The sequence below is a fragment of the Nocardioides solisilvae genome (assembly GCF_003194625.1).
GTDB lineage: Bacteria > Actinomycetota > Actinomycetes > Propionibacteriales > Nocardioidaceae > Nocardioides > Nocardioides solisilvae.
In genome coordinates, this window is record NZ_QHKX01000002.1 from 805369 (window position 1) to 823551 (window position 18183).

The 18183-nt window shown below is 74.9% G+C and carries 18 protein-coding genes; all 18 read right to left on the bottom strand.

The window, feature by feature from the left end:
* Positions 1–18 precede the first annotated feature (18 nt).
* On the bottom strand, positions 19–1053 hold the full coding sequence (locus tag DNK53_RS09930; protein ID WP_110182090.1) for an isopenicillin N synthase family dioxygenase: 1035 nt from the start codon (positions 1051–1053) through the stop codon (positions 19–21).
* A gap of 13 nt (positions 1054–1066) precedes the next feature.
* The gene (gene add, locus DNK53_RS09935) at positions 1067–2143 is read right to left on the bottom strand and encodes an adenosine deaminase (protein WP_110182091.1); all 1077 of its coding nucleotides are present in this window, start codon (positions 2141–2143) and stop codon (positions 1067–1069) included.
* On the bottom strand, positions 2133–2933 hold the full coding sequence (locus DNK53_RS09940; protein WP_204163845.1) for an ABC transporter permease: 801 nt from the start codon (positions 2931–2933) through the stop codon (positions 2133–2135). The genes add and DNK53_RS09940 overlap by 11 nt, the downstream gene beginning before the upstream one ends.
* Positions 2930–3688: an ABC transporter permease gene (locus DNK53_RS09945; protein WP_110182093.1), complete on the bottom strand. Its 759-nt coding sequence runs from the start codon at positions 3686–3688 to the stop codon at positions 2930–2932. The genes DNK53_RS09940 and DNK53_RS09945 overlap by 4 nt, the downstream gene beginning before the upstream one ends.
* A complete protein-coding gene (locus DNK53_RS09950) occupies positions 3685–4506 on the bottom strand; it encodes an ABC transporter ATP-binding protein (protein WP_110182094.1) in 822 nt (273 codons plus the stop codon). The genes DNK53_RS09945 and DNK53_RS09950 overlap by 4 nt, the downstream gene beginning before the upstream one ends.
* Positions 4506–5570 (bottom strand): ABC transporter substrate-binding protein, encoded by a 1065-nt coding sequence (locus tag DNK53_RS09955; RefSeq protein WP_110182095.1) that lies wholly within the window; start codon positions 5568–5570, stop codon positions 4506–4508. Before DNK53_RS09955 ends, DNK53_RS09950 begins: the two co-directional genes overlap by 1 nt.
* Positions 5571–5724: 154 nt before the next feature.
* Positions 5725–6198, bottom strand: a complete 474-nt coding sequence (locus DNK53_RS09960; RefSeq protein ID WP_110182096.1) for a nucleoside deaminase — start codon at positions 6196–6198, stop codon at positions 5725–5727.
* Positions 6195–8864: a molybdopterin-dependent oxidoreductase gene (locus DNK53_RS09965; RefSeq protein ID WP_110182097.1), complete on the bottom strand. Its 2670-nt coding sequence runs from the start codon at positions 8862–8864 to the stop codon at positions 6195–6197. The genes DNK53_RS09960 and DNK53_RS09965 overlap by 4 nt, the downstream gene beginning before the upstream one ends.
* Positions 8861–9670 (bottom strand): FAD binding domain-containing protein, encoded by an 810-nt coding sequence (locus DNK53_RS09970; protein WP_110182098.1) that lies wholly within the window; start codon positions 9668–9670, stop codon positions 8861–8863. Before DNK53_RS09970 ends, DNK53_RS09965 begins: the two co-directional genes overlap by 4 nt.
* Positions 9670–10509: a MurR/RpiR family transcriptional regulator gene (locus tag DNK53_RS09975; RefSeq protein ID WP_110182099.1), complete on the bottom strand. Its 840-nt coding sequence runs from the start codon at positions 10507–10509 to the stop codon at positions 9670–9672. Before DNK53_RS09975 ends, DNK53_RS09970 begins: the two co-directional genes overlap by 1 nt.
* Positions 10506–11759: an allantoate amidohydrolase gene (locus DNK53_RS17750; RefSeq protein WP_204163846.1), complete on the bottom strand. Its 1254-nt coding sequence runs from the start codon at positions 11757–11759 to the stop codon at positions 10506–10508. Before DNK53_RS17750 ends, DNK53_RS09975 begins: the two co-directional genes overlap by 4 nt.
* Entirely contained in the window at positions 11756–12991 is a 1236-nt protein-coding gene (locus tag DNK53_RS17755; RefSeq protein WP_239456465.1) for a pyridoxal-phosphate-dependent aminotransferase family protein, read from the bottom strand. The genes DNK53_RS17750 and DNK53_RS17755 overlap by 4 nt, the downstream gene beginning before the upstream one ends.
* A complete protein-coding gene (allB, locus tag DNK53_RS09985) occupies positions 12988–14340 on the bottom strand; it encodes an allantoinase AllB (RefSeq protein ID WP_204163847.1) in 1353 nt (450 codons plus the stop codon). The genes DNK53_RS17755 and allB overlap by 4 nt, the downstream gene beginning before the upstream one ends.
* On the bottom strand, positions 14340–15257 hold the full coding sequence (gene pucL / locus DNK53_RS09990; RefSeq protein WP_110182100.1) for a factor-independent urate hydroxylase: 918 nt from the start codon (positions 15255–15257) through the stop codon (positions 14340–14342). The genes allB and pucL overlap by 1 nt, the downstream gene beginning before the upstream one ends.
* A 1-nt stretch (position 15258) precedes the next feature.
* On the bottom strand, positions 15259–15579 hold the full coding sequence (uraH, locus tag DNK53_RS09995; protein ID WP_110182101.1) for a hydroxyisourate hydrolase: 321 nt from the start codon (positions 15577–15579) through the stop codon (positions 15259–15261).
* Positions 15576–16067 carry a 2-oxo-4-hydroxy-4-carboxy-5-ureidoimidazoline decarboxylase gene (gene uraD, locus DNK53_RS10000; protein WP_110182102.1) on the bottom strand — a complete coding sequence of 164 codons (492 nt, stop codon included), beginning with the start codon at positions 16065–16067 and terminating at the stop codon, positions 15576–15578. Before uraD ends, uraH begins: the two co-directional genes overlap by 4 nt.
* 71 nt (positions 16068–16138) lie before the next feature.
* On the bottom strand, positions 16139–17656 hold the full coding sequence (locus DNK53_RS10005; protein WP_110182103.1) for an AtzH-like domain-containing protein: 1518 nt from the start codon (positions 17654–17656) through the stop codon (positions 16139–16141).
* Between the two features lie 43 nt (positions 17657–17699).
* Positions 17700–18179: a CinA family protein gene (locus DNK53_RS10010; protein ID WP_110182104.1), complete on the bottom strand. Its 480-nt coding sequence runs from the start codon at positions 18177–18179 to the stop codon at positions 17700–17702.
* Between the last annotated feature and the right edge of the window lie 4 nt (positions 18180–18183).

Genomic DNA, 18183 nt, shown 5'->3' on the forward strand with positions numbered 1-18183 from the left:
CAACCCGAGCACGCAGGACTACTCCTTCGCCGCCAGCACGCGGGCCGCCTCGCGCTCGGCGGCGGCGTTGGCCACGCCTGCCCGGGAGCCCGCGAGCTTGGCGCCGATGTGCTCGCCGATGGTGATCGGCTCGTAGCGCGACCCGTCCCCGAGGCAGGTGGGCAGCGTGGCGACCAGGGCGTCGACGTTGCCGTCGTGGAAGAAGGCGGCGCTGCGGCGGCGCTCGACGCGGCCGTCGACGATCGGCGGCTTCACCCGGTGCAGCGTCGACATCCACTGCTCGTTCGTCCAGCGGGCCATGAGGTCGCCCAGGTTGACCAGCAGCGCGCCGTCGGCGGGCCTCACGTCGTTCCAGCTGCCGTCGGTGCCGAGCACCTGTAGGCCGGCGACCTGGTCGGCCCAGAGCACGGTGACGATGCCGTAGTCGGTGTGTTCGCCCATGCCGGTGAGCTCGCCGTCGAGCTCGACCTCGCCCGGGGCGAGGGCGTAGTTGTTCATCCGGAGCACATCGAGGCTGTGGTCGGTGTAGCCCTCGAAGAAGCCCTCCGGCAGGCCGAGCGCATCGGCGAAGAGGGTGGTGAGGGTGCGGGCGACGCGGGCGGCCTCGTCGAAGTACGCCGACACGGCCGGCCGGAAGCCGGGCAACCCCTCGGGCCAGACGTTCTCGGCGTAGTCGTCGGCGGGCAGCTCCACCCCCGGGTAGTCCGAGCGGGCCGCGCCGACGTTGAAGGCCTCGAAGAAGTCGTGCATCCGGTTGGCCGGCGCCAGGCCGAGGCTCAGGCTCAGCGACTCCGTCTTCGGGGGCGCGTAGCCGCGGTTGACGTGCGGCGGCGTCCGGTAGGCCTTCTTGGTCTCCAGCGGCTGGTCGAAGAAGGAGTCGAGGGCGGCCGCGAAGGCGGCGAGGACGGTGTCGGGGACGCCGTGGCCGACGACCTGGACGAAGCCCACCGTGCGGGCGGCCTCGTCGAAGGCGGCGGCCGCCGCGGCCCGCTCGTCGGGGGTGCCGTGGCCGACGTAGGGGCTGATGTCGACGGTGGGGACGTGGAAGCCCATGATGGTCTGCTCCTCAGGTGGTGGGGACGGGGGTCGGGACGGGGGTCGGATCGGGGACGGCGGCGAGCGCCTCCTCCACGCGGCGGGCCAGGGCGGCCTTGTCGCAGTCGTCGAGCCAGGTCGCCTCCACGCCGTTGCAGGTGAGGGCGGCCAGCTCGTCGCGGCCGTAGCCGAGAGCGTGGGCGAGGACGCGGTGGTCGTGGGTCGGGTCGGTGCCGAACATCGGGGGGTCGTCGGAGTCGACGGTCACGCAGAGCCCCGCGTCGACCATCTCCCTGATCCGGTGGTGGGTCCCGTCGCCGCTGCCGGAGTAGCGCCCGATGTCGGAGCTGACCGGGGTGCAGGTGAAGGGGATGCGCTCCTCGACGCAGCGCGCGGTGATCTCGGGGTCGTCGACCACGTGGTAACCGTGGTCGACGCGCTCGCAGCCGAGCTCGTCGAGCAGGGTGAGGACGTGCCTGGGCGGGCCCGACTCCGAGTGGGCCGTACGACGCAGCCCGGCCCGGCCGGCCAGCTGGAAGGCCTCGACGAAGAGGTGCGGCGGGCCCTTCACCTCCTCGTAGTCGAGGCCGATGCCGAGCACCTCGTCGATCCGGTGCTCGATCACCGTCTCGACCAGCTCGACGGCGGCCGTGCTGCTGTCGTTGCGGCACAGGCCGACGACGAGCCGGGAGTCGATCCCGGTGTCCGCTCGGGCGTCCTCCATCCCGGCGACCACCCCCGCGAGCAGCCGGGGATAGGGGACGCCCGGGTGGCCCGGAGGACTGAGGTGGATCTCGCGGTAGAGCACGCCGTGGGCGGCGCCCCCGTCGGTGAGCGACTCGTAGGTGATCCGGTGGAAGTCCTCGACGTCGCGGACGACCGAGCCGACCACGTCGAGCACCCGGAGGAACTCGCCGAGGTTCTCGTAGCTCGCGTGGTCGTAGAGGTCGTCGGCGGTGCGGGCGCCGAGGTCGACCCCGTGCTTGCGCGCCAGGTCCATGACGGTGGCGGCCTGGACCGACCCGATCAGGTGGCAGTGCAGGCTGATCTTGGGAAGCGCGGTGACGACCGCCTCGACGGCCGGGTCGTTCGGGAGGTCACGCGACACGGCCGGCCTCCTTCCCGAAGCGGGAGAGCACGACGGCCTCGACCAGCTGGGCGACGAGGTAGAGCACGAGGGAGGCCAGCGTGATCACCACGACCAGCGACCAGACGTCGTTGATCTTCGACCGGGCCGCGGCGGAGACGATCGCGTAGCCGATCCCCTCGCCGGTGGCGAGCCACTCAGCGAGCAGGGCACCGGTGATCGCGCCCGGCACTGAGATCCGGATGGAGGCGAAGAGCGCGGGAAGGGCCGACGGGAACGAGACCCTGCGCAGCACCGCCCACGGCGAGCCGCCGTAGACGAGCACGACGTCGCGCACCTGGTCGGACGCCGACCGCAGCCCCAGCACCAGGCTGACCAGCGCCGGGAAGAGGACGACGATGCCGCTCATCACGGCCACGGCCGCGAAGCCGCGCCCGACCATGAGGATGATGATCGGCGCGAGCGCGATCAGCGGCACCGAGCGCAGGATCATCGCGATCGGCATCACCGCGCTCTCGAAGCTGCGCGAGAGCACGATCGCCCCCGCGAGGACGACGGCCGCCAGCATCCCGGCAACGAAGCCGAGGGTGGCGTCCTGCAGCGTCTTGACGAGCAGCGACCAGGCCTCGGCGCGGGTCTCGGCGGCGTCCTCGTCGGTGACGAGGTGGGCCCACACGTCGCTGGGACCCTTGCCGACGTAGTCGGAGACCTCGAAGAACCTCAGGCCGGCCACCCAGAGCAGCAGGACCACGCCGACCACGAAGCAGAGGGTGACCAGCGCGCGACCGACCGCGCTCAGCAGGGCCCTCACGACGCACCCTGCCCCGCCGCGCCCCGCGACCACGGGGTCACCAGCCGCGACAGCAGCCCGAAGCCGGCGTACGCCGCCCCCGCGAGCGCCGCGCAGCCGAAGCCGATGGCCCAGGCCTGTGCGACGTCGATGTTCTGCTGGGCGATCTTCAGCGCGAGCCCGACGCCGCGGTCGATGCCGCCGACGTACTCGCCGAGGATCGCGCCGAGGAAGGCCGCCGGGGCGGCGATCTGCAGGGCGGCCAGGATCGCCGGGAGCGCGGAGACGAGCTGGACCCGCCGCAGCTGCTGGAACCGGCCGCCGCCGTAGACGCTCACCACGTCGAGGCTGGCCCGGTCGGCGGAGCGGAAGCCGAGCAGCGCCCCCACCACCGTGGTGAAGAAGACCGACAGGGCGGCCAGCGCGACGGCGGTGCCGGAGCGCTCCCCCGGCTCGGGGACGCCGATCACGATGTAGAGCACCGGGGCGATCGCCACGACCGGCAGGCAGTAGGAGATCACCGCGACCTGCATGATCACCGTCTCGGCGAAGGGCACCAGCAGCACCAGCGAGGCGAGCACGAGCGCCGCCGCGTTGCCGTAGAGGAACCCGACGCACGCCTCCTCCAGCGTCACGCCGAAGTGGGTCGACCAGAACTCCCAGCCCGAGTCGCCGACGGCCCCGACCACCTCGGGCGGCGTCGGCACCCGGACGTCGGCGAGCAGGGTCACCGTCGCCAGCCACCACACGGCGAGGACGGCGAGCAGCCCCTTCACCCGTCGCCCCCGAAGAGCAGCTCGGAGGCGTGGTCGTGGAGGGCGTGGAACTCCGGCGTCCGCATCATCTCGGGCGTCCGGGGCCGTGGCAGGTCGACCTCGATCACCTCCTTGACGCGGCCCGGCCGCGCGCTCATCACCGCCACCTGGTCGGAGAGGAAGATCGCCTCCGAGATGCCGTGGGTGACCATCAGCGTGGTCGCCGGCTTCTCGGTCCAGATCCGGAGCAGCTCGAGGTTGAGCCGCTGGCGGGTCATGTCGTCCAGCGCCCCGAAGGGCTCGTCGAGGAGCAGCACCGACGGCTTCACCACCAGCGCCCGCGCGATCGAGACGCGCTGTCGCATGCCGCCCGAGAGCTGGGCGGGCTTGGCCTTCTCGAAGCCCTCCAGGCCGACGAGCCGGATCAGCTCGGCGACGAGCGCGTCGTCGACCTTCTGCCCCGACACCTCGAACGGCAGGCGCACGTTGGAGAGCACCGAGCGCCACGGGAGCAGGGCGGAGTCCTGGAAGGCGATCCCGAGCTCGTGGTCGCGGCGCAGCTCCAGGGGCGTCTTCCCCTCGACGAGGGCGGAGCCACGGGTCGGCGTCTCCAGCCCGGCGAGGATCCGCAGGATCGTCGACTTGCCGCAGCCCGACGGGCCGAGCAGCGACAGGAAGCTGCCCCTGTCGGTGAAGAGCGTCGTGTCGTCCAGCGCGGTCACCTGGCGGCGGCCGCTGCGGAAGGTCTTGGTGAGGCCCTCGATCCGGACCCCCGTGCCGCGGGAGCCGGTGGCGGCTCCCGCGGTCGCGGCGTCCGTGCGGGTGGTGGTGTCGGTCATCAGTCCAGCTCGGCGAGCTCGGGCTTCTCCTCGAGCAGCTCGGAGAGCAGGGAGAGGTCGAAGAGCTCGTCGGCCTCGATCTCGATGCCCGCGGCGGCCAACGTCTTGAGGTTGCCCTCGATCAGCTCGTCGGTGATGGTGAAGAGCCCGTTGGCCTCGACCTCGTCGGTGACGATCAGGCCGCTCTGGACCTTGGCCTGCTCGGTCTCCTTGGCGATGTCGAGGCCCAGGTCCTTGCCGTAGACCTCGACCGCGAGGCGGGCGGCCTCCTCGTCGTCGGCGAGCGCGTCCTTCCAGCCGAGGATCTCGGCGGTGAGGAACGCCTTCACCTTCTCGGGCTCCTCGGCGATCATCTGGTCGGTGGTGATCACGCTCTCGGCCACGAAGGGCAGGCCGTTGTCGGCGAAGGGCAGGTTGGTGACCTCGATGCCGTCCATGGAGACGGTCAGCGACTCGTTGGTGATGTAGGCCAGGAAGCCGTCCACCTCGCCGTCGACCACCGGGGAGGGGTCGTACTCGACGGGGACCTTCTTGACGTCGGCCGGGTCGATCCCGTTGACCTCGAGCAGGGCGTCGAAGAGCGTCTCGTTGCCGCCGGCCTGGACGCCGATCTTCTTGCCGACCAGGTCCTGCGGGGTGGCGATGTCGGCGCCGTCCTTGAGCGACAGGATGGTGAAGGGGTTCTTCTGGAACTTGGTGCCGACGATCTTCAGCGGCGCCTCCTCCTCGGCGATGACCTGCGCGGTCGCGACGGCGTTGCTCAGGCCGAAGTCGGCCTCGCCGGTGGCGACCAGCGTCTCGACGGGGCCGGGGCCCGGGTTCATCGTGACCGAGGTGAAGCCGGCGTCCTCGTAGTAGCCGTTCTGGTCGGCGAAGAACTCGCCCGCGAACTCGGCGTTCTTCACCCAGGAGAGCTGGAGGGTGAGCGTCCCGAAGTCGGCGTCCTCCCCCGTGGCGGCCGGCTCCGGGTCGTCGGAGCCGCAGGCGGCGAACGCGAGCGACGAGGCGACGACCAGCGCCGCGACGCGCAGGCCGCGGCGGGGGCGACGGTGGGACAGGGTCATGGGGGTCCTCCTGCGGGGTGGCTGGCACGCGTGCCGGGGTGACGAGACCGACCTCCCGAGCGCGGTCGTGCCCTTGTGGACAGTGACGCTAGGGGCGCCGGATTTCGCGACTCGGCACCGCAGGTTTCAGAGGCGTAAACGTTCGTTTCAGCCCTCAGTAGTGCGTGCGGTCGGCCTTGCCGAGCCACGCGTCGAAGGGGCGGGCGGCGTCCTCCACCCGCAGCGGGACGACCGGGCTGGGCCACTGCTGCGGGTCGACGTCCATCAGCTCGTAAAAGTGGTGGTCGTCGAAGCCGCCGCGGGCGGCGTCGTGCCGGTCAGCGGCGAAGACCACCCGGTCGAGCCGCGCCCACAGCGCCGCGGCGACGCAGAGCGGGCAGGGCTCGCACGAGGTGAAGAGCTCGCAGCCGGCCAGCGTGAACGACCCGAGCTCGCGGCAGGCGGCGCGGATCGCCGAGACCTCGGCGTGCGCGGTGGGGTCGAGGTCGAGGGTCACCCGGTTGACGCCCGAGGCCACCACCTCGCCGTCGCGGACGACCAGCGCGGCGAAGGGCCCCCCGCCGACGGCCACGTTGTCGACGGCCAGGCCGACGGCCTCCTGGAGCCAGTGTGAGTCGTGCTGCGTCATGCGTCCTCCTCAGGGTGCCGGCGCACGAGCCGCCAGAGGCGGTCGCGGGTCATCGGGATCTCGTACGGACGCCTCCCGAGGGCGTCACGCACGGCGTTGGCCACCGCAGGGGCCACGGGGTTGTACGGCGCCTCGCTCATCGACTTGGCGCCGCGCGGTCCGAGCGTGTCGAAGGTGTCGGCGAAGAGCACCTCGGTGTGTGGGACGTCGGCGAGCTGCGGCACCCGGTAGCTGCGGAACGCGGCCGTGGTGACGGCCCCGGCGACCAGGCGGACCTCCTCCTGCAGCGCGCTGCCGAACCCCTGCGCGACCCCGCCCTCGACCTGGCCGCGGAGCTGCTCGGGGTTGATCACGACGCCGGCGTCGACGGCCTGGACGGAGTCGAGGACGCGCAGCTCGCCGGTGGTCGGGCGGACCGCCACCCGGACGCCGTGCACGTTGAAGGCGACCGAGCGCGGGGTGCCGCGGTGCTCGCCCCGGCCCACGACGGGGCGGGTGGGGTCGGCGCCGGCGTCGAGCCGGCGACGTACCTCCCGGGCGGCCTCGGCGACCGCCGTCCCGGCGACGACCGAGCCGGTCGAGCCGTAGGCGCCGGTGTCGTGCTCGGCGGCGTCGGTGTCGCCGGCCCGGAGCCGGACCAGGCGCGGGTCGACGTCGAGCTCCTCGGCCACGACCTGCACGTGGACGGTGGCGGTGCCGTTGCCGAACTCCGCGCTGCCCACGGCAACCTCGACGGTGCCGTCGGGGAACCGGGTGACGGTCGCGTCGGCGTGGTGGCCGCGCGGCGGGATGGTGGCGATCATCGCCGCGGCCATCCCCTCCCCGACCCGCCACGGGCCCAGGCCGTCGTCGACCGGGGCGGGGTCGCCGCCGCCGGTCGCCAGGTGCCGCTCGACGAGGTCGAGGCACTGGTCGAGGCCGTAGCTGCCGAAGAGGAGGTCGCCGGAAGCGGGCGCGTTGACCACGAAGTCGTCGCCGGGCACGACGACGTTGCGACGCCGCACCTCGGCCGGGGTGAGCCCGGCCTCACGGGCCAGCTCGTCCATGGCCGACTCGATCGCGAAGATCACCTGGCCCAGCCCGTAGCCGCGGAACGCGCCCGACGGCACCTGGTGGGTGTAGACCGCCTCGGCGTCGACCCGCTTGTTGGGGCAGCGGTAGAGCGCGACCGACTCGTGGCAGCCGTGGAAGAGCACCCCGGCGGCGTGGTTGCCGTAGGCGCCGGTGTCGCTGAGCACGTCGACCCGCAGCGCGGTGAGCACCCCGTGGGCGTCGGCGCCGAGCTCGACGGAGACCCGCATCGGGTGCCGGCACGGGACGGCGGTGAACTGCTCCTCGCGGGTCAGCTCGAGCTGCACCGGGCGGGGGTCGCCGCGCTCGGCCAGGCGCAGCGCCGCGAGGGCGACGACGTCCTCCACGAGCATCTCCTGCTTGCCGCCGAAGCCCCCGCCCACCCGGGCGGTCACCACCCGCACCCGGTCGCGCGGCAGGTCGAGGACGTGGGCGAGCTCGTCGCGGACCAGGAACGGCACCTGGGTGCTGGTGCGCACCACCAGCCGGCCGTCGTCGTCCAGCCACGCCCGTGCCCCGTGGGTCTCGAGCGCGGCGTGGCTGACGCGGGCGGTGCGCCAGGTGCCGGAGACGGTGTACGCCGCGGCCGCGAGGCCGGCGGCCACGTCGCCGACCTCGCCGTGGCTGGCCGCCACGACGTTGCGGCCGGGCTCGGCGATCCGGGAGGCCTCGGGGTCCTTGTCGCCGTGCACGAGTGGGGCGCCGGGGCGGCGGGCCGCCTCGGGGTCGAGCACCGCGGGCAGCACCTCGTAGTCGACCTCGACCAGGGCCGCGGCCCGCTCGGCGAGGACGACGGAGTCGGCGACCACGGCGGCGACCCGCTGCCCACGGAACCGGACCACGTCGTCGAGCATCCGCATGTCGTCGGGGTCGTCGAGGCGGCTGTGGTGGCGGGCGGTGGAGTAGAGCACGTCGGGCACGTCGCGGTGGGTCAGCACGAGGTGGACCCCCGGCAGCGCCTCGGCGGCCGCGGTGTCGACCCGCAGCACGCGGGCGTGGGCGTGCGGGCTGCGGACCAGCTTGACGTGGAGCACCCCCTGCTCGGGGAGGTCGAGGGTGAAGGGCTCGCAGCCGGCGACGAGCCGCGGCCCGGCAGGGGCCCCGATCGAGCGGCCGAAGGCGCCCTCCCCCGTGGGCGCGGTGTTGACCCGGCCGGCGAGCGCGTCGGCGATGGCGCGGTAGCCGGTGCAGCGGCAGAGGTTGCCCTTGAACGTGGTGCCCGGGTCCTCGACCTCCACCCGGCCGTCGGCGTCGGCCAGCGCGGTGGCGGTGACCACCCAGCCGGCGGTGCAGAAGCCGCACTGGAACCCTCCGGCCGCCACGAAGCTCCGCTGGACCGGGTTCGGCTCCTCCGGGCCGCCCAGCCCGGCGGCGGTGGTGACCTCGTGGCCCACGGCACGCACGGCGGGGACGACGCAGGAGTGCACCGGGGTGCCGTCGAGCAGCACCGTGCAGGCGCCGCAGTCGCCGGCGTCGCAGCCCTTCTTCACCGCCAGGTGTCCGGTGCCCCGCAGCCAGGTGCGCAGGCACTGGCCGGGACCGGGGGCGCCCTCGACGGGGACGCCGTCGACGAGAGTGCGTCCGGGGGCGCTCACGACGTCAGCTCCTCGAGCACCTCGGCGGCCAGCAGGCCCGTGACGGCCTCGCGCCAGTCGGCGGCGCCGTGGGGGTCGTCGTACCAGCAGTCGACGGCCCCGAGGCCGGCCACCAGCCGGTCGCGGCGCGCCGCCCGCCCCTCGTCGGCGGGCAGGTGGATGACGACGGGGCGGGTGGTGGCACCGGTGACGGTGAGGGTGGTGCCGTGCTCGTCGGCCCGGCCCAGCACCAGGGAGGAGGTGCGGCCGCGCTCGGTGAGCGAGATCCGCCGCCCGGCGGTCCGGCAGCGCAGGGCGCGGGCCGGCAGGTCGACGGCCCGCAGCACCTCGCCGTGGCGCAGGGTCGTCGTGCCGACGCCGGTGACCAGGTCGACCACCCGCTCCCGACGCTCCCCGCCACCGGCGGTCCAGATCACGGCCTCCCCGTCGAGTGCCGCCGTGAGGGCCAGCACCGCGCCCGCGGGCAGCGCGAGGCAGACGTTGCCGCCGACGGTGGCGCTGGCGCGCACCTTGAACGACATGAGCAGGGCGTCGGCGCAGGTGCGGGCCAGGTCGCCGGGGCCCCCACCCCAGGGCAGCTCCAGCAGCCCGGCGACCGTGCAGGTGGCCGAGACGCGCAGCCCGCCGCCGGGGAGCGACTCGGCAGGCGGCCAGCCCAGCGTGGTGAGGTCGACCAGGCCGGTGGTGCCCGGCTGCGGCTCGGAGAAGAGCCACGTCCCGCCGCCGAGCAGCCGCTCGCCCGGCCCGAGGGCGAGGTCGCCGCGCTCGAGCGCCGGGCGGTACGACGTCACGGTCGCGAGGTCCATCAGCGCTCCACCTCGGCCAGGCGCTCGTAGCGGCGGCTGATCGCGCCGACCCGCTCCTCGGCCTCCCGGCCCGCCGCGGTGAAGACGCCGTCGGCCACCACGCCGACCAGGCTCATCGCCGCGGCGTAGCTGTCGAAGGCCAGGTCGGAGTGGACCGGGCACTCGAGCCAGGCGGTGGCGTGCACGGCGTGCGGCGCGCCGCTCGGGTCGGCCACGAGCACCACCGCGGCCCCCGTCGCGGCCGCGTCGGCGAGGAACCTCCCGAACCCCTCCGGGCGGCGGCGGAAGCCGCAGACCACCACGGCGTCGCCGGGCCCCAGGTCGGCGAGCTCCTCCCCCACCGTCTGGCCGGGAAGCGGCGCGAGCCGGACCCCGCCTCGCGCCTGCGCGAGCTGCTGGCGCAGGTGCAGGGCGACGGGGTGGCTGTTGCGCCAGCCGACGACGAGCACCGTCCGCGCGGCGGTGAGCAGCTCGACGACGCGGCCCAGCGCCGGCCGCGCCAGCGCCCGGGCGATCGCGGCCGCCTCGGCCTGGGCGTGGGCGGCGAGGTCGGCCGCCCCCTTGGTCCGCCGCGGCTCACCGGCGCTGCGCAGGGCGCGCAGGTGCTCGCGCGCCTCGTCGAAGTCGACGTACCCCAGGCTGCGGAAGAGCCGGCTCATCGTGGCCTTGGAGACGCCCGCCAGGGTGGCGAGCTCGGCGGCCCGGTAGGTGGCGAGGTCGTCGAGGTGCTCCAGCAGCGTCGCCGCCGCCCGCCGCTCCTGCGGCGAGAGCGAGCCGATCCGGGCCGCGATCCGCTCGTCGATCCGGCCGGCCGGCGGCGCGCTCCGCCCGGTGGTCACGACGTCCCCGCCAGGGCGAGCACCGCGGCCTCGAGCGCCACCAGCGCCCGGTCGACGTCGTCGGCCCGGACGGACTCCCCCGGGTGATGGCTGATCCCGTCGTGGCAGCGGACGAAGAGCATCGCCACGTCGGTGACCGCCGCCATCACCATGGCGTCGTGGCCGGCGCGGCTCCACAGCCCGAGCGGGGCGGGGTCGCCCGCGGCGGCGATCCCGGCCACGACGGCCTGCCGCAGCCGCCCGGCGGTGCGCGCCGCGGCGGCGACGTGGTCGCGCCGCACCTCCAGCCCGAGGCCGCGCGCCGCGCAGGTGCGCCTCATCTCGGCGTGCAGCTCCTCCCACAGGGCGTCGCGCTCGGCGTCGGTCGCGGCGCGCAGGTCGAGGGTGAGCTCGACCCGGCCGGGGATCACGTTGACCGCGCCCGGCTGCACCTCGAGCCGGCCCACAGTGGCCACGGCGTCGGAGTCGCGGACGCGGCGCTCGACCGCGGTGACGATCTCGCTGGCGCCGACCAGGGCGTCGCGACGGCGGGGGTACGGCGTCCCGCCGGCGTGCCGGGCCTCGCCGGTGACGACCAGCGTGAGCCGCAGGGCGCCCGCGATCGAGGTGACGTAGCCGAGCGCGGCGTCGGCGGCCTCGAGCTCGGGGCCCTGCTCGATGTGGGCCTCGAGGTAGCCGACGAGGTCCTCGCGGCGGCGGGCCGCGGTGCCGATCAGCGCCGTGTCGAGGCCGAACTGCTCCGTGGCCTCGCGCAGCGTGGTGCCGTCGCGGTCCGCGAGCTCCCACCACTCCTGGTCCCAGAGCCCGGCGACGGCCGACGAGCCGAGCAGGGCCTTGCCGAAGCGCGCGCCCTCCTCGTCGGAGAAGCCGACCACCTCGAGGGCGAAGGGGAGGTCACGGCCGCGGTCGCGCAGCCGCTCGGCGACCGCGACGGCCAGCACCACGCCGAGGATGCCGTCGTACCGTCCCGCGTCGGGAACGGTGTCGAGGTGGCTGCCGAGCAGCAGGGCGGGCAGGCCCGGGACCCGCCCCTCGCGCCGACCGCAGACGTTGCCGGCGGCGTCGACCCAGGTGACGAGCCCGGCGCGGAGCATCCACTCCTGCACGAGGTCGTTGGCCTTCCGGTGCTCCGGGGTCAGGTACACCCGCTCGATGCCGTCGGGGCGCGCCGAGATCGCGGCGAGCTCGTCGCAGCGGGCGAGCACCTCGCAGGCGTCGGGGTGCGCGTCGGTTTCGAGGTCGGGGCTCACGCGTACACCTCCCGGGCCGCGTCGACGCCGCCGCCGGCGGCGACCGGCACGCCCGCGGCCCGCAGCACCTGCTCGAGCGCGGCGAGCGTCGTGAGGACGGCGTCGCGGCGGGCGTTGTGGCCCATCGTGCCGATCCGCCAGACCCGGCCGTGGAGCGGACCGAAGGAGGTCCCGATCTCGATGCCGAACTCCACCAGCATCGCCGCGCGGGCGGCGTCCCCGTCGACCCCGTCGGGGATCTCGACGGCGACGACGTGGGGCATCCGGTGCTCGAGGTCGCCGAAGACCTGCAGGCCGAGCCCCTGCACCCCGGCCAGCATCGCGCCGCCGTGGAGGGCGTGCCGCGCGTTGACGGCGGCCATGCCCTCCTCGACGAGCAGGCGGGCGCACTCGCGGGCGCCGTAGAGCATGGTGGTGGCCTCGGTGTGGTGGTTGAGCCGGCGCGGGCCCCAGTAGTCCATCACCATGGCGAGGTCGAGGTAGTTCGACGCGATCCGCCGGCCGCTGTCGCTGTCGCCGGCCTCCCGGAGTCCGGCCTCGACGTGGCGGCGGGCCGTGATGACGTCGACCGCGCGCGGGCCGATCGTGATCGGCGCGCTGCCCGAGGGGCCGCCGAGGCACTTCTGCAGGCCGGCCGTGGCGACGTCCAGGCCCCACGCGTCGGTCTCGACCGGGACGCCGGCCAGGGAGGCGGTGGCGTCGCAGTAGAGCAGCACGTCGTGGCGGCGGCAGACCTCGCCGAGGTCGGCCAGCGGCTGGAGCATCGTCGTGGAGGTGTCGCCGTGCACCACGGCGAGCACCTTCGGCCGCACCGCGACGACGGCCTCCTCGACCTGCTCGGGGGTGAAGACCCGTCCCCACGGCACCTCGACGGTGTGCACCTCTGCGCCGCACCGGGTGCCGATCTCGGCGAGCAGGTGGCCGAAGCGGCCGAAGACCGGCACCAGCAGCCGGTCGCCGGGCTCGAGCAGCGAGACCAGCGCGGCCTCGATGCCGGCGCGCGAGGTGCCGTCGACGAGGAAGGTCTGCTCGTGGGTGGTGCGCCAGACGTCGCGGTAGAGCGCCATCGTCTCGTTCATGGTCTCCGTCATGAACGGGTCGAACTGGCCGACCAGCTGGGCCGACATGGCGCGCAGCACGCGCGGGTCGGCGTTGACCGGGCCGGGCCCCATGAGGAGCCGGGGCGGCGGGTCGACCTGTCTGCTCGGGTGGCTGGTCGGGTGGCTGGTCATGCGGGGCTCCCCTCGTGGATGCCCGCGCGCGCGAGCCGGTGGCCCCGGTCCAGGTCCGGCCGCCCCCGGACGGGGACGCCGCGGAGCAGGGTCTCCACGACACGGCCGGCGTAGCGGCGTCCGTGGTAGGCCGAGACCGGGTGGCGGTGGGCCAGCCGGGCGGCGTCGACGAGCGTCTCGGCGGTCGGGTCGTGGACCAGCAGGTCGGCATCGGCGCCCGGCGCGATCCGGCCCTTGCCGGCGAGGCCGATCAGGTCGGCGGTGCCCTGCGACATCCAGCGGCTCACCCGGTCGATCCCGATGCCCCGGCGCCTGGCCTCGGAGGCCACGGCGGTGAAGCCGACCTGGAGACCGGCGATGCCGCCCCAGGCCTGCTGGAGGTCGCCGTCGCCCCGGGTCTTCTCGGCGACCGTGGCGGGCGAGTGGTCGGTGACGACGACGTCGATGACGCCGGCGAGCAGCGCGTCCCACAGCGCGTCGGCGTTGGCGGCCTCCCGGATCGGGGGGCAGCACTTCATCTCCCCCGCGCCGTCGGGGACGTCCTCGGCGGCGAGGCAGAGGTAGTGCGGGCAGGTCTCGACCGTCAGGGGCAGACCGTCGGCCCGGGCCTCGGCCAGCAGGTCGAGGGCGCGGGCGCTGGAGAGGTGGAGCAGGTGCACCCGGGCGCCGGTGCGGCGGACCACCTCGACCACCCGGGCGATCGCGGAGACCTCCGCCTCGTCGGGGCGCGAGAGCAGGAAGTCGGCGTACGCCCGGCTGGGGGGCGCGGGGGCACGGTCGAGGACGTCGGGGTCCTCGGCGTGCACCAGCAGCAGGGCTCCGAGCCGCGCCACCTCGGTGGCCGCGGCCACCAGCTGGTCGGGGTCGAGCGGCGGGAACTCCGGCACCCCCGACGGCGAGAGGAAGCACTTGAAGCCCATCACCCCGGCCGCCCAGAGCGGCTCAAAGTCGGCCAGGTTGCCCGGGACCGCGCCACCCCAGAAGCCGACGTCGACCGCGAGCTGGCCGCGGGCGGCCTCCTGCTTGGCCCGCAGCCCGGCGACCGTGGTGGTCGGCGGCACCGAGTTGAGGGGCATGTCGACGAGGGTGGTGACGCCGCCGAGGGCGGCGGCGGTCGTGGCGGTGGCGAACCCCTCCCAGTGGGTGCGGCCGGGCTCGTTGACGTGCACGTGGGTGTCGACGACCCCGGGGAGGACGACGGCGTGGTCGGGGACGTCGAGCACCTCCCCCGGCACGGGGTGGTCGAAGGGCTCGACGGCGGCGATGCGGCCGTCGTCGAGAGTCAGCGTCGCGGGGGCCAGGTCGTCGTCGAGCAGGACCTGGCGGGCGCGGACGGCGGCGAGCGTCATCAGCAGAACCCCGGCACGGCGGCCCAGGCGGCGGGCTCCTCGGGCTCGCCCTCGCGCCGCACCTCGGCCTGGATCAGGCCGTAGGGGCGGTCGGCGGCGTGGAAGACCTCGCCGGGGTTGTCGAGGCCGAAGGGGTCGAGGTCGACGAGGAAGTGGTGCTTGTTGGGGCACGAGAGCCGCACCTCTGCGACCGTGTCGAACCGGTCGAGGATCGCCTTGCCGATCTCGAAGATCGTCTGCTGCAGCGCGAGCGAGTGGAGGGTGGCGAAGGTCTCCAGGAGGGTCTCGGTGATCCCCGCGTACGTCGCGTCGTACTGCTCGCTGCTCATCGCGGCCGAGGCGGCGGGGCGGTAGCGCCAGCGCGCGGTGACGCTGGTGGCGAGGATCCGGTCGGTGGTCTCGGCCAGGGTCGTGTAGCGGTCGCGGGGGAAGCCGTGGAACTCCGAGCCGGTCGACTTCAGCACAGTGAGACCGGTGAGCCCGGCGAGCACGTGGACGGCGTCCCCGTCGACCTGGACGACGGCCGTGCGGGTGGCGCCGCCGTCGCGCTGGAAGGCGTGGTCGTGCGCCCGGCCGCCGACCGGGATCCGCCCCCAGGCGTGTTGCTCGGCCGACATCTGGGCGCCGTCGACCCACTCGAAGGAGTCGACGAAGTGGCGGGCCAGCCTCGTCAGGAAGGTCTCGGGGGCACCGATGCCGTCGCGGGCGAAGGCGTGGACGGTGTTCTTCTGGGTGTCGGTCGCGACCACCTGCGCGTTGTCGCCGTCGGTGTGGCAGGCGACGAAGTCGCCGCGCAGCTGGGTGGTGACGGTGAGGTCGGTGATCCGGTGGGTCGGGGCCTCCCGGTCGACCCGGACGAGGCGGCACTCGGCCTTGCCGTACTGGTTGCGGCCCAGGACCGCGTCTCCGGCTGCCATCTCAGCTCCCCCGGTAGGTGGTGTAGGCGAACGGGCTGAGCAGCAGCGCCACGTGGTGGTGCTCGCCGTCGGCAGCGGTGAAGGCGACGTCGACGTGGGGGTGGAAGCAGTCGCGGCCGTCGGCGGCGAACCAGGCCCCCGTCTCGAAGCCGAGCGCGTGCATGCCCGGCTCGAGGTCGGCGTCGAACCGGACGCGGCCGTCGGCGTCGGTGACCGCCTCGACGAGGGTGCGCCCGGCGGCGTCGGCCAGGGCCACGCGCAGGCCGGCCGCGGGCCGCCCGCGGGCGGCGTCCAGGACGTGGGTGGAGCAGGTGGCGCTCATGAGAGGAGTCCTTCCATCCGGAGCAGGGCGATCTCGGCGAGCTGGTCGGCGGTGACCCGCAGCTCGAGGGCCGGCTCGAGGGTGAGGCGCTCCTCGAGGAGCGCGAGGATCTCGCCCGCCGAGCGGCCGGCGGCCCGGACCAGGAAGATCCGCCCGAAGCGCTCCTCGTAGGCGCGGTTGCCCGCCAGGAGCCGCGCCTGCACCTCGGCGTCGGCCGGGTCGATCCCGGCCTGCTCGCGCGCGGAGTGGTCCGCCGCGGCGCCGCCCGGGTGGCGCTCCCCTATCCGGGGGTGGTCGGCCAGGGCGGCCTCCACGTCGTCGGCGGTCCATCCTGCCGCCAGGCTCATCGCGTGGGTGAGCAGCTCCTCACGGCTGTCGTAGGGGCGCGCCGCCACCAGCGCGTCGACCCAGTGGTCGATCGCCGCGCAGGCACGCAGCTGCGCGGCCGCGTCCTCCGCGTCCTGCTGGTTGAACTGCTCGATCCGCATGCCGCCTCCTCGGGTCCTGTGAAACTAGGACGTCGATGTAAAGCGAACCGGGAACGGTCGTTTCAGCCACGTTACGGTTTGGAGAGCCGCACCGCCAGGTCGAGCAGGTCGCGGTCCCGGCCCGGGGCGGCCACCAGGCAGACGCCGCAGGGCAGCCCGCCCGCGCTGGTCGGCAGGCTGACCGCCGGGAGCCCGCCGAGGCCGGCGAGCAGGGTGAGCCGCAGGGTGGCGGAGCGGACCCGGGCCATGTCGTCGCGCGGACGCGGCGCGACCGAGGCCGCCGAGGGCAGCACGAGCACCCGGTCGCCGACCAGGTCGCGGATCCGCGTCCGTGCCTCGGCCGCCACGCCCGCGGCGCGCTCGCCGTCGGCGGCGGAGAGGGTGCCCGCGTGCCGGAACCGGCCGGCGACGTCGGGGCCGAGGGCGTCGAGCCGGCCGCCGGCCCAGCCGCCGTGGGCCTGCCAGGCCTCGAACCCCTGGCGGGTGGTGAAGGCGTCGAGCCAGTCGTCGAGCGGGAGGTCCCACTCCTCGCGGGCCACGCCGGGCGCCACTGCGTCGACGTGCCCCTCGACCGCGGCCGCCACCTCGGGCGTCGCGAGCGCCAGCAGGCTCGGTACGACGACCAGGTCGTCGCCGCCGCCCGGTGACGGCGGGAGCAGCACCTCGCCGACCCGGCGCAGGGTGGCGGCGTCGCGGGTCAGCCAGCCGACGGTGTCGAAGGAGGGGGCCAGCGGCAGCAGGCCGTCGCGAGGCAGGAGTCCGTGGGTGGTGCGGATCCCGTGCAGCCCTTGGTAGGCCGCGGGCACCCGGATCGAGCCGCCGGTGTCGGTGCCGAGCCCGACGGTGGCGTGGCCGAGCGACACGGCGCTGGCCGACCCCGACGAGGAGCCGCCGGGGATCCTGCCCGGCGCCCGAGGGTTGGGCGGGGTGCCGGAGTGGGCGTTGGTGCCGGCCAGGGACCACGCGAGCTCGTCGGTGCGGGCGAGGCCGCGCACGTCCGCGCCGGCCGCCAGCAGCCGGCCGACCACGGTCGCGTGCTCCGACTCGACCGGCGCCTGCGCCAGCCACGTGGGGTTGCCGGCGCCGACGCGGTGGCCGGCGACGGCGTACAGGTCCTTGACGGCGAGGGTCTCGCCGGCCAGCGGACCGCTCCCCGCACCGGGGACGAGCGGGTCGCCGACGACCCGCCACACGCGGGTGTCCAGGGCGGGAGCGGGGACGGAGACGTGCGCGGCGGTGACCGCCCACCCGGTGGCCGACCGCGCCCAGAGCTGGGTCTGCTGCCCCCGGCCGCCGCGCTCGAGCTCGGTGACGGCCACGACGAGCGCGTGGTCGTCGTCGACCACCTGGACGTGGGTCTGGACGATCCGGCGGCGCGGGGCGCCGCCGCGGGAGCCACGGAACTCGGCGATCGCGTCGTGGCCCACGAGCAGCCCCTCGGCGTCGCCGCGCAGGGTCGTCGGGCCGGGCGCGAAGAGCCGGTCCAGCGCCTCCACGTCGTCGGCCATCAACGCCCGCTCGTACTCCCGGAACGCCTCGACCAGGCCGGGCGGGACGGGGCGGGGCGTCTCTGCGGGGCCGCTCGTCATGGGAGGACGCTAGACGGCGACGCCGCAGTGGGCCGCGGGCGGCTCAGTCCGCGAGCGTCCGGAGCTGCGCCAGCAGCGCCCGCAGCGCGTCGTCGCGGACGGCGTGGACGACGTCCTCGGGGTCGCCGTCGTGGTGGACCCACGTGGTGGAGGTGGCGCCGCGGACCGAGAAGCCGATGACCGCGGTGCCGGGCGGGTGCCCCTCCTCCTCGTCGGGGCCGCCGGCACCCGTGGTGGAGACGACGACGTCGGCGTCGAGCGCCTTCACCGCGCCGGCAGCGAGCTCGTCGGCGCAGCGGTCGCTGATCAGGGGGCCGGGGGTGACGCCGAGGAGGTCGAACTTCACCTCGGGCATGTAGGCCACCACGCCGCCGCGGAACCACTCCGCCGCCGCCTCGCCCATCGCCAGGGCCGAGGTGATCGCGCCCCCGGTCAGCGACTCGGCCGCGCCGATCCGCAGCCCGTGCTCCTGGGCGATCTCGGCGACCTGCTGGACGATCTCGGTGTACTCCTCCTCAGCCATGCGC

What these genes read in the sequence shown, in the direction of transcription:
- DNK53_RS09930 (WP_110182090.1), bottom strand. Translation starts at nt 1,053, where the DNA reads ATGGGCTTCCACGTCCCCACCGTCGACATCAGCCCCTACGTCGGCCAC.
- DNK53_RS09950 (WP_110182094.1), bottom strand. Translation starts at nt 4,506, where the DNA reads ATGACCGACACCACCACCCGCACGGACGCCGCGACCGCGGGAGCCGCC.
- DNK53_RS09955 (WP_110182095.1), bottom strand. Translation starts at nt 5,570, where the DNA reads ATGACCCTGTCCCACCGTCGCCCCCGCCGCGGCCTGCGCGTCGCGGCG.
- DNK53_RS09960 (WP_110182096.1), bottom strand. Translation starts at nt 6,198, where the DNA reads ATGACGCAGCACGACTCACACTGGCTCCAGGAGGCCGTCGGCCTGGCC.
- DNK53_RS09970 (WP_110182098.1), bottom strand. Translation starts at nt 9,670, where the DNA reads ATGGACCTCGCGACCGTGACGTCGTACCGCCCGGCGCTCGAGCGCGGC.
- DNK53_RS17755 (WP_239456465.1), bottom strand. Translation starts at nt 12,991, where the DNA reads ATGACCAGCCACCCGACCAGCCACCCGAGCAGACAGGTCGACCCGCCG.
- allB (WP_204163847.1), bottom strand. Translation starts at nt 14,340, where the DNA reads ATGACGCTCGCCGCCGTCCGCGCCCGCCAGGTCCTGCTCGACGACGAC.
- pucL (WP_110182100.1), bottom strand. Translation starts at nt 15,257, where the DNA reads ATGGCAGCCGGAGACGCGGTCCTGGGCCGCAACCAGTACGGCAAGGCC.
- uraH (WP_110182101.1), bottom strand. Translation starts at nt 15,579, where the DNA reads ATGAGCGCCACCTGCTCCACCCACGTCCTGGACGCCGCCCGCGGGCGG.
- uraD (WP_110182102.1), bottom strand. Translation starts at nt 16,067, where the DNA reads ATGCGGATCGAGCAGTTCAACCAGCAGGACGCGGAGGACGCGGCCGCG.
- DNK53_RS10005 (WP_110182103.1), bottom strand. Translation starts at nt 17,656, where the DNA reads ATGACGAGCGGCCCCGCAGAGACGCCCCGCCCCGTCCCGCCCGGCCTG.
- DNK53_RS10010 (WP_110182104.1), bottom strand. Translation starts at nt 18,179, where the DNA reads ATGGCTGAGGAGGAGTACACCGAGATCGTCCAGCAGGTCGCCGAGATC.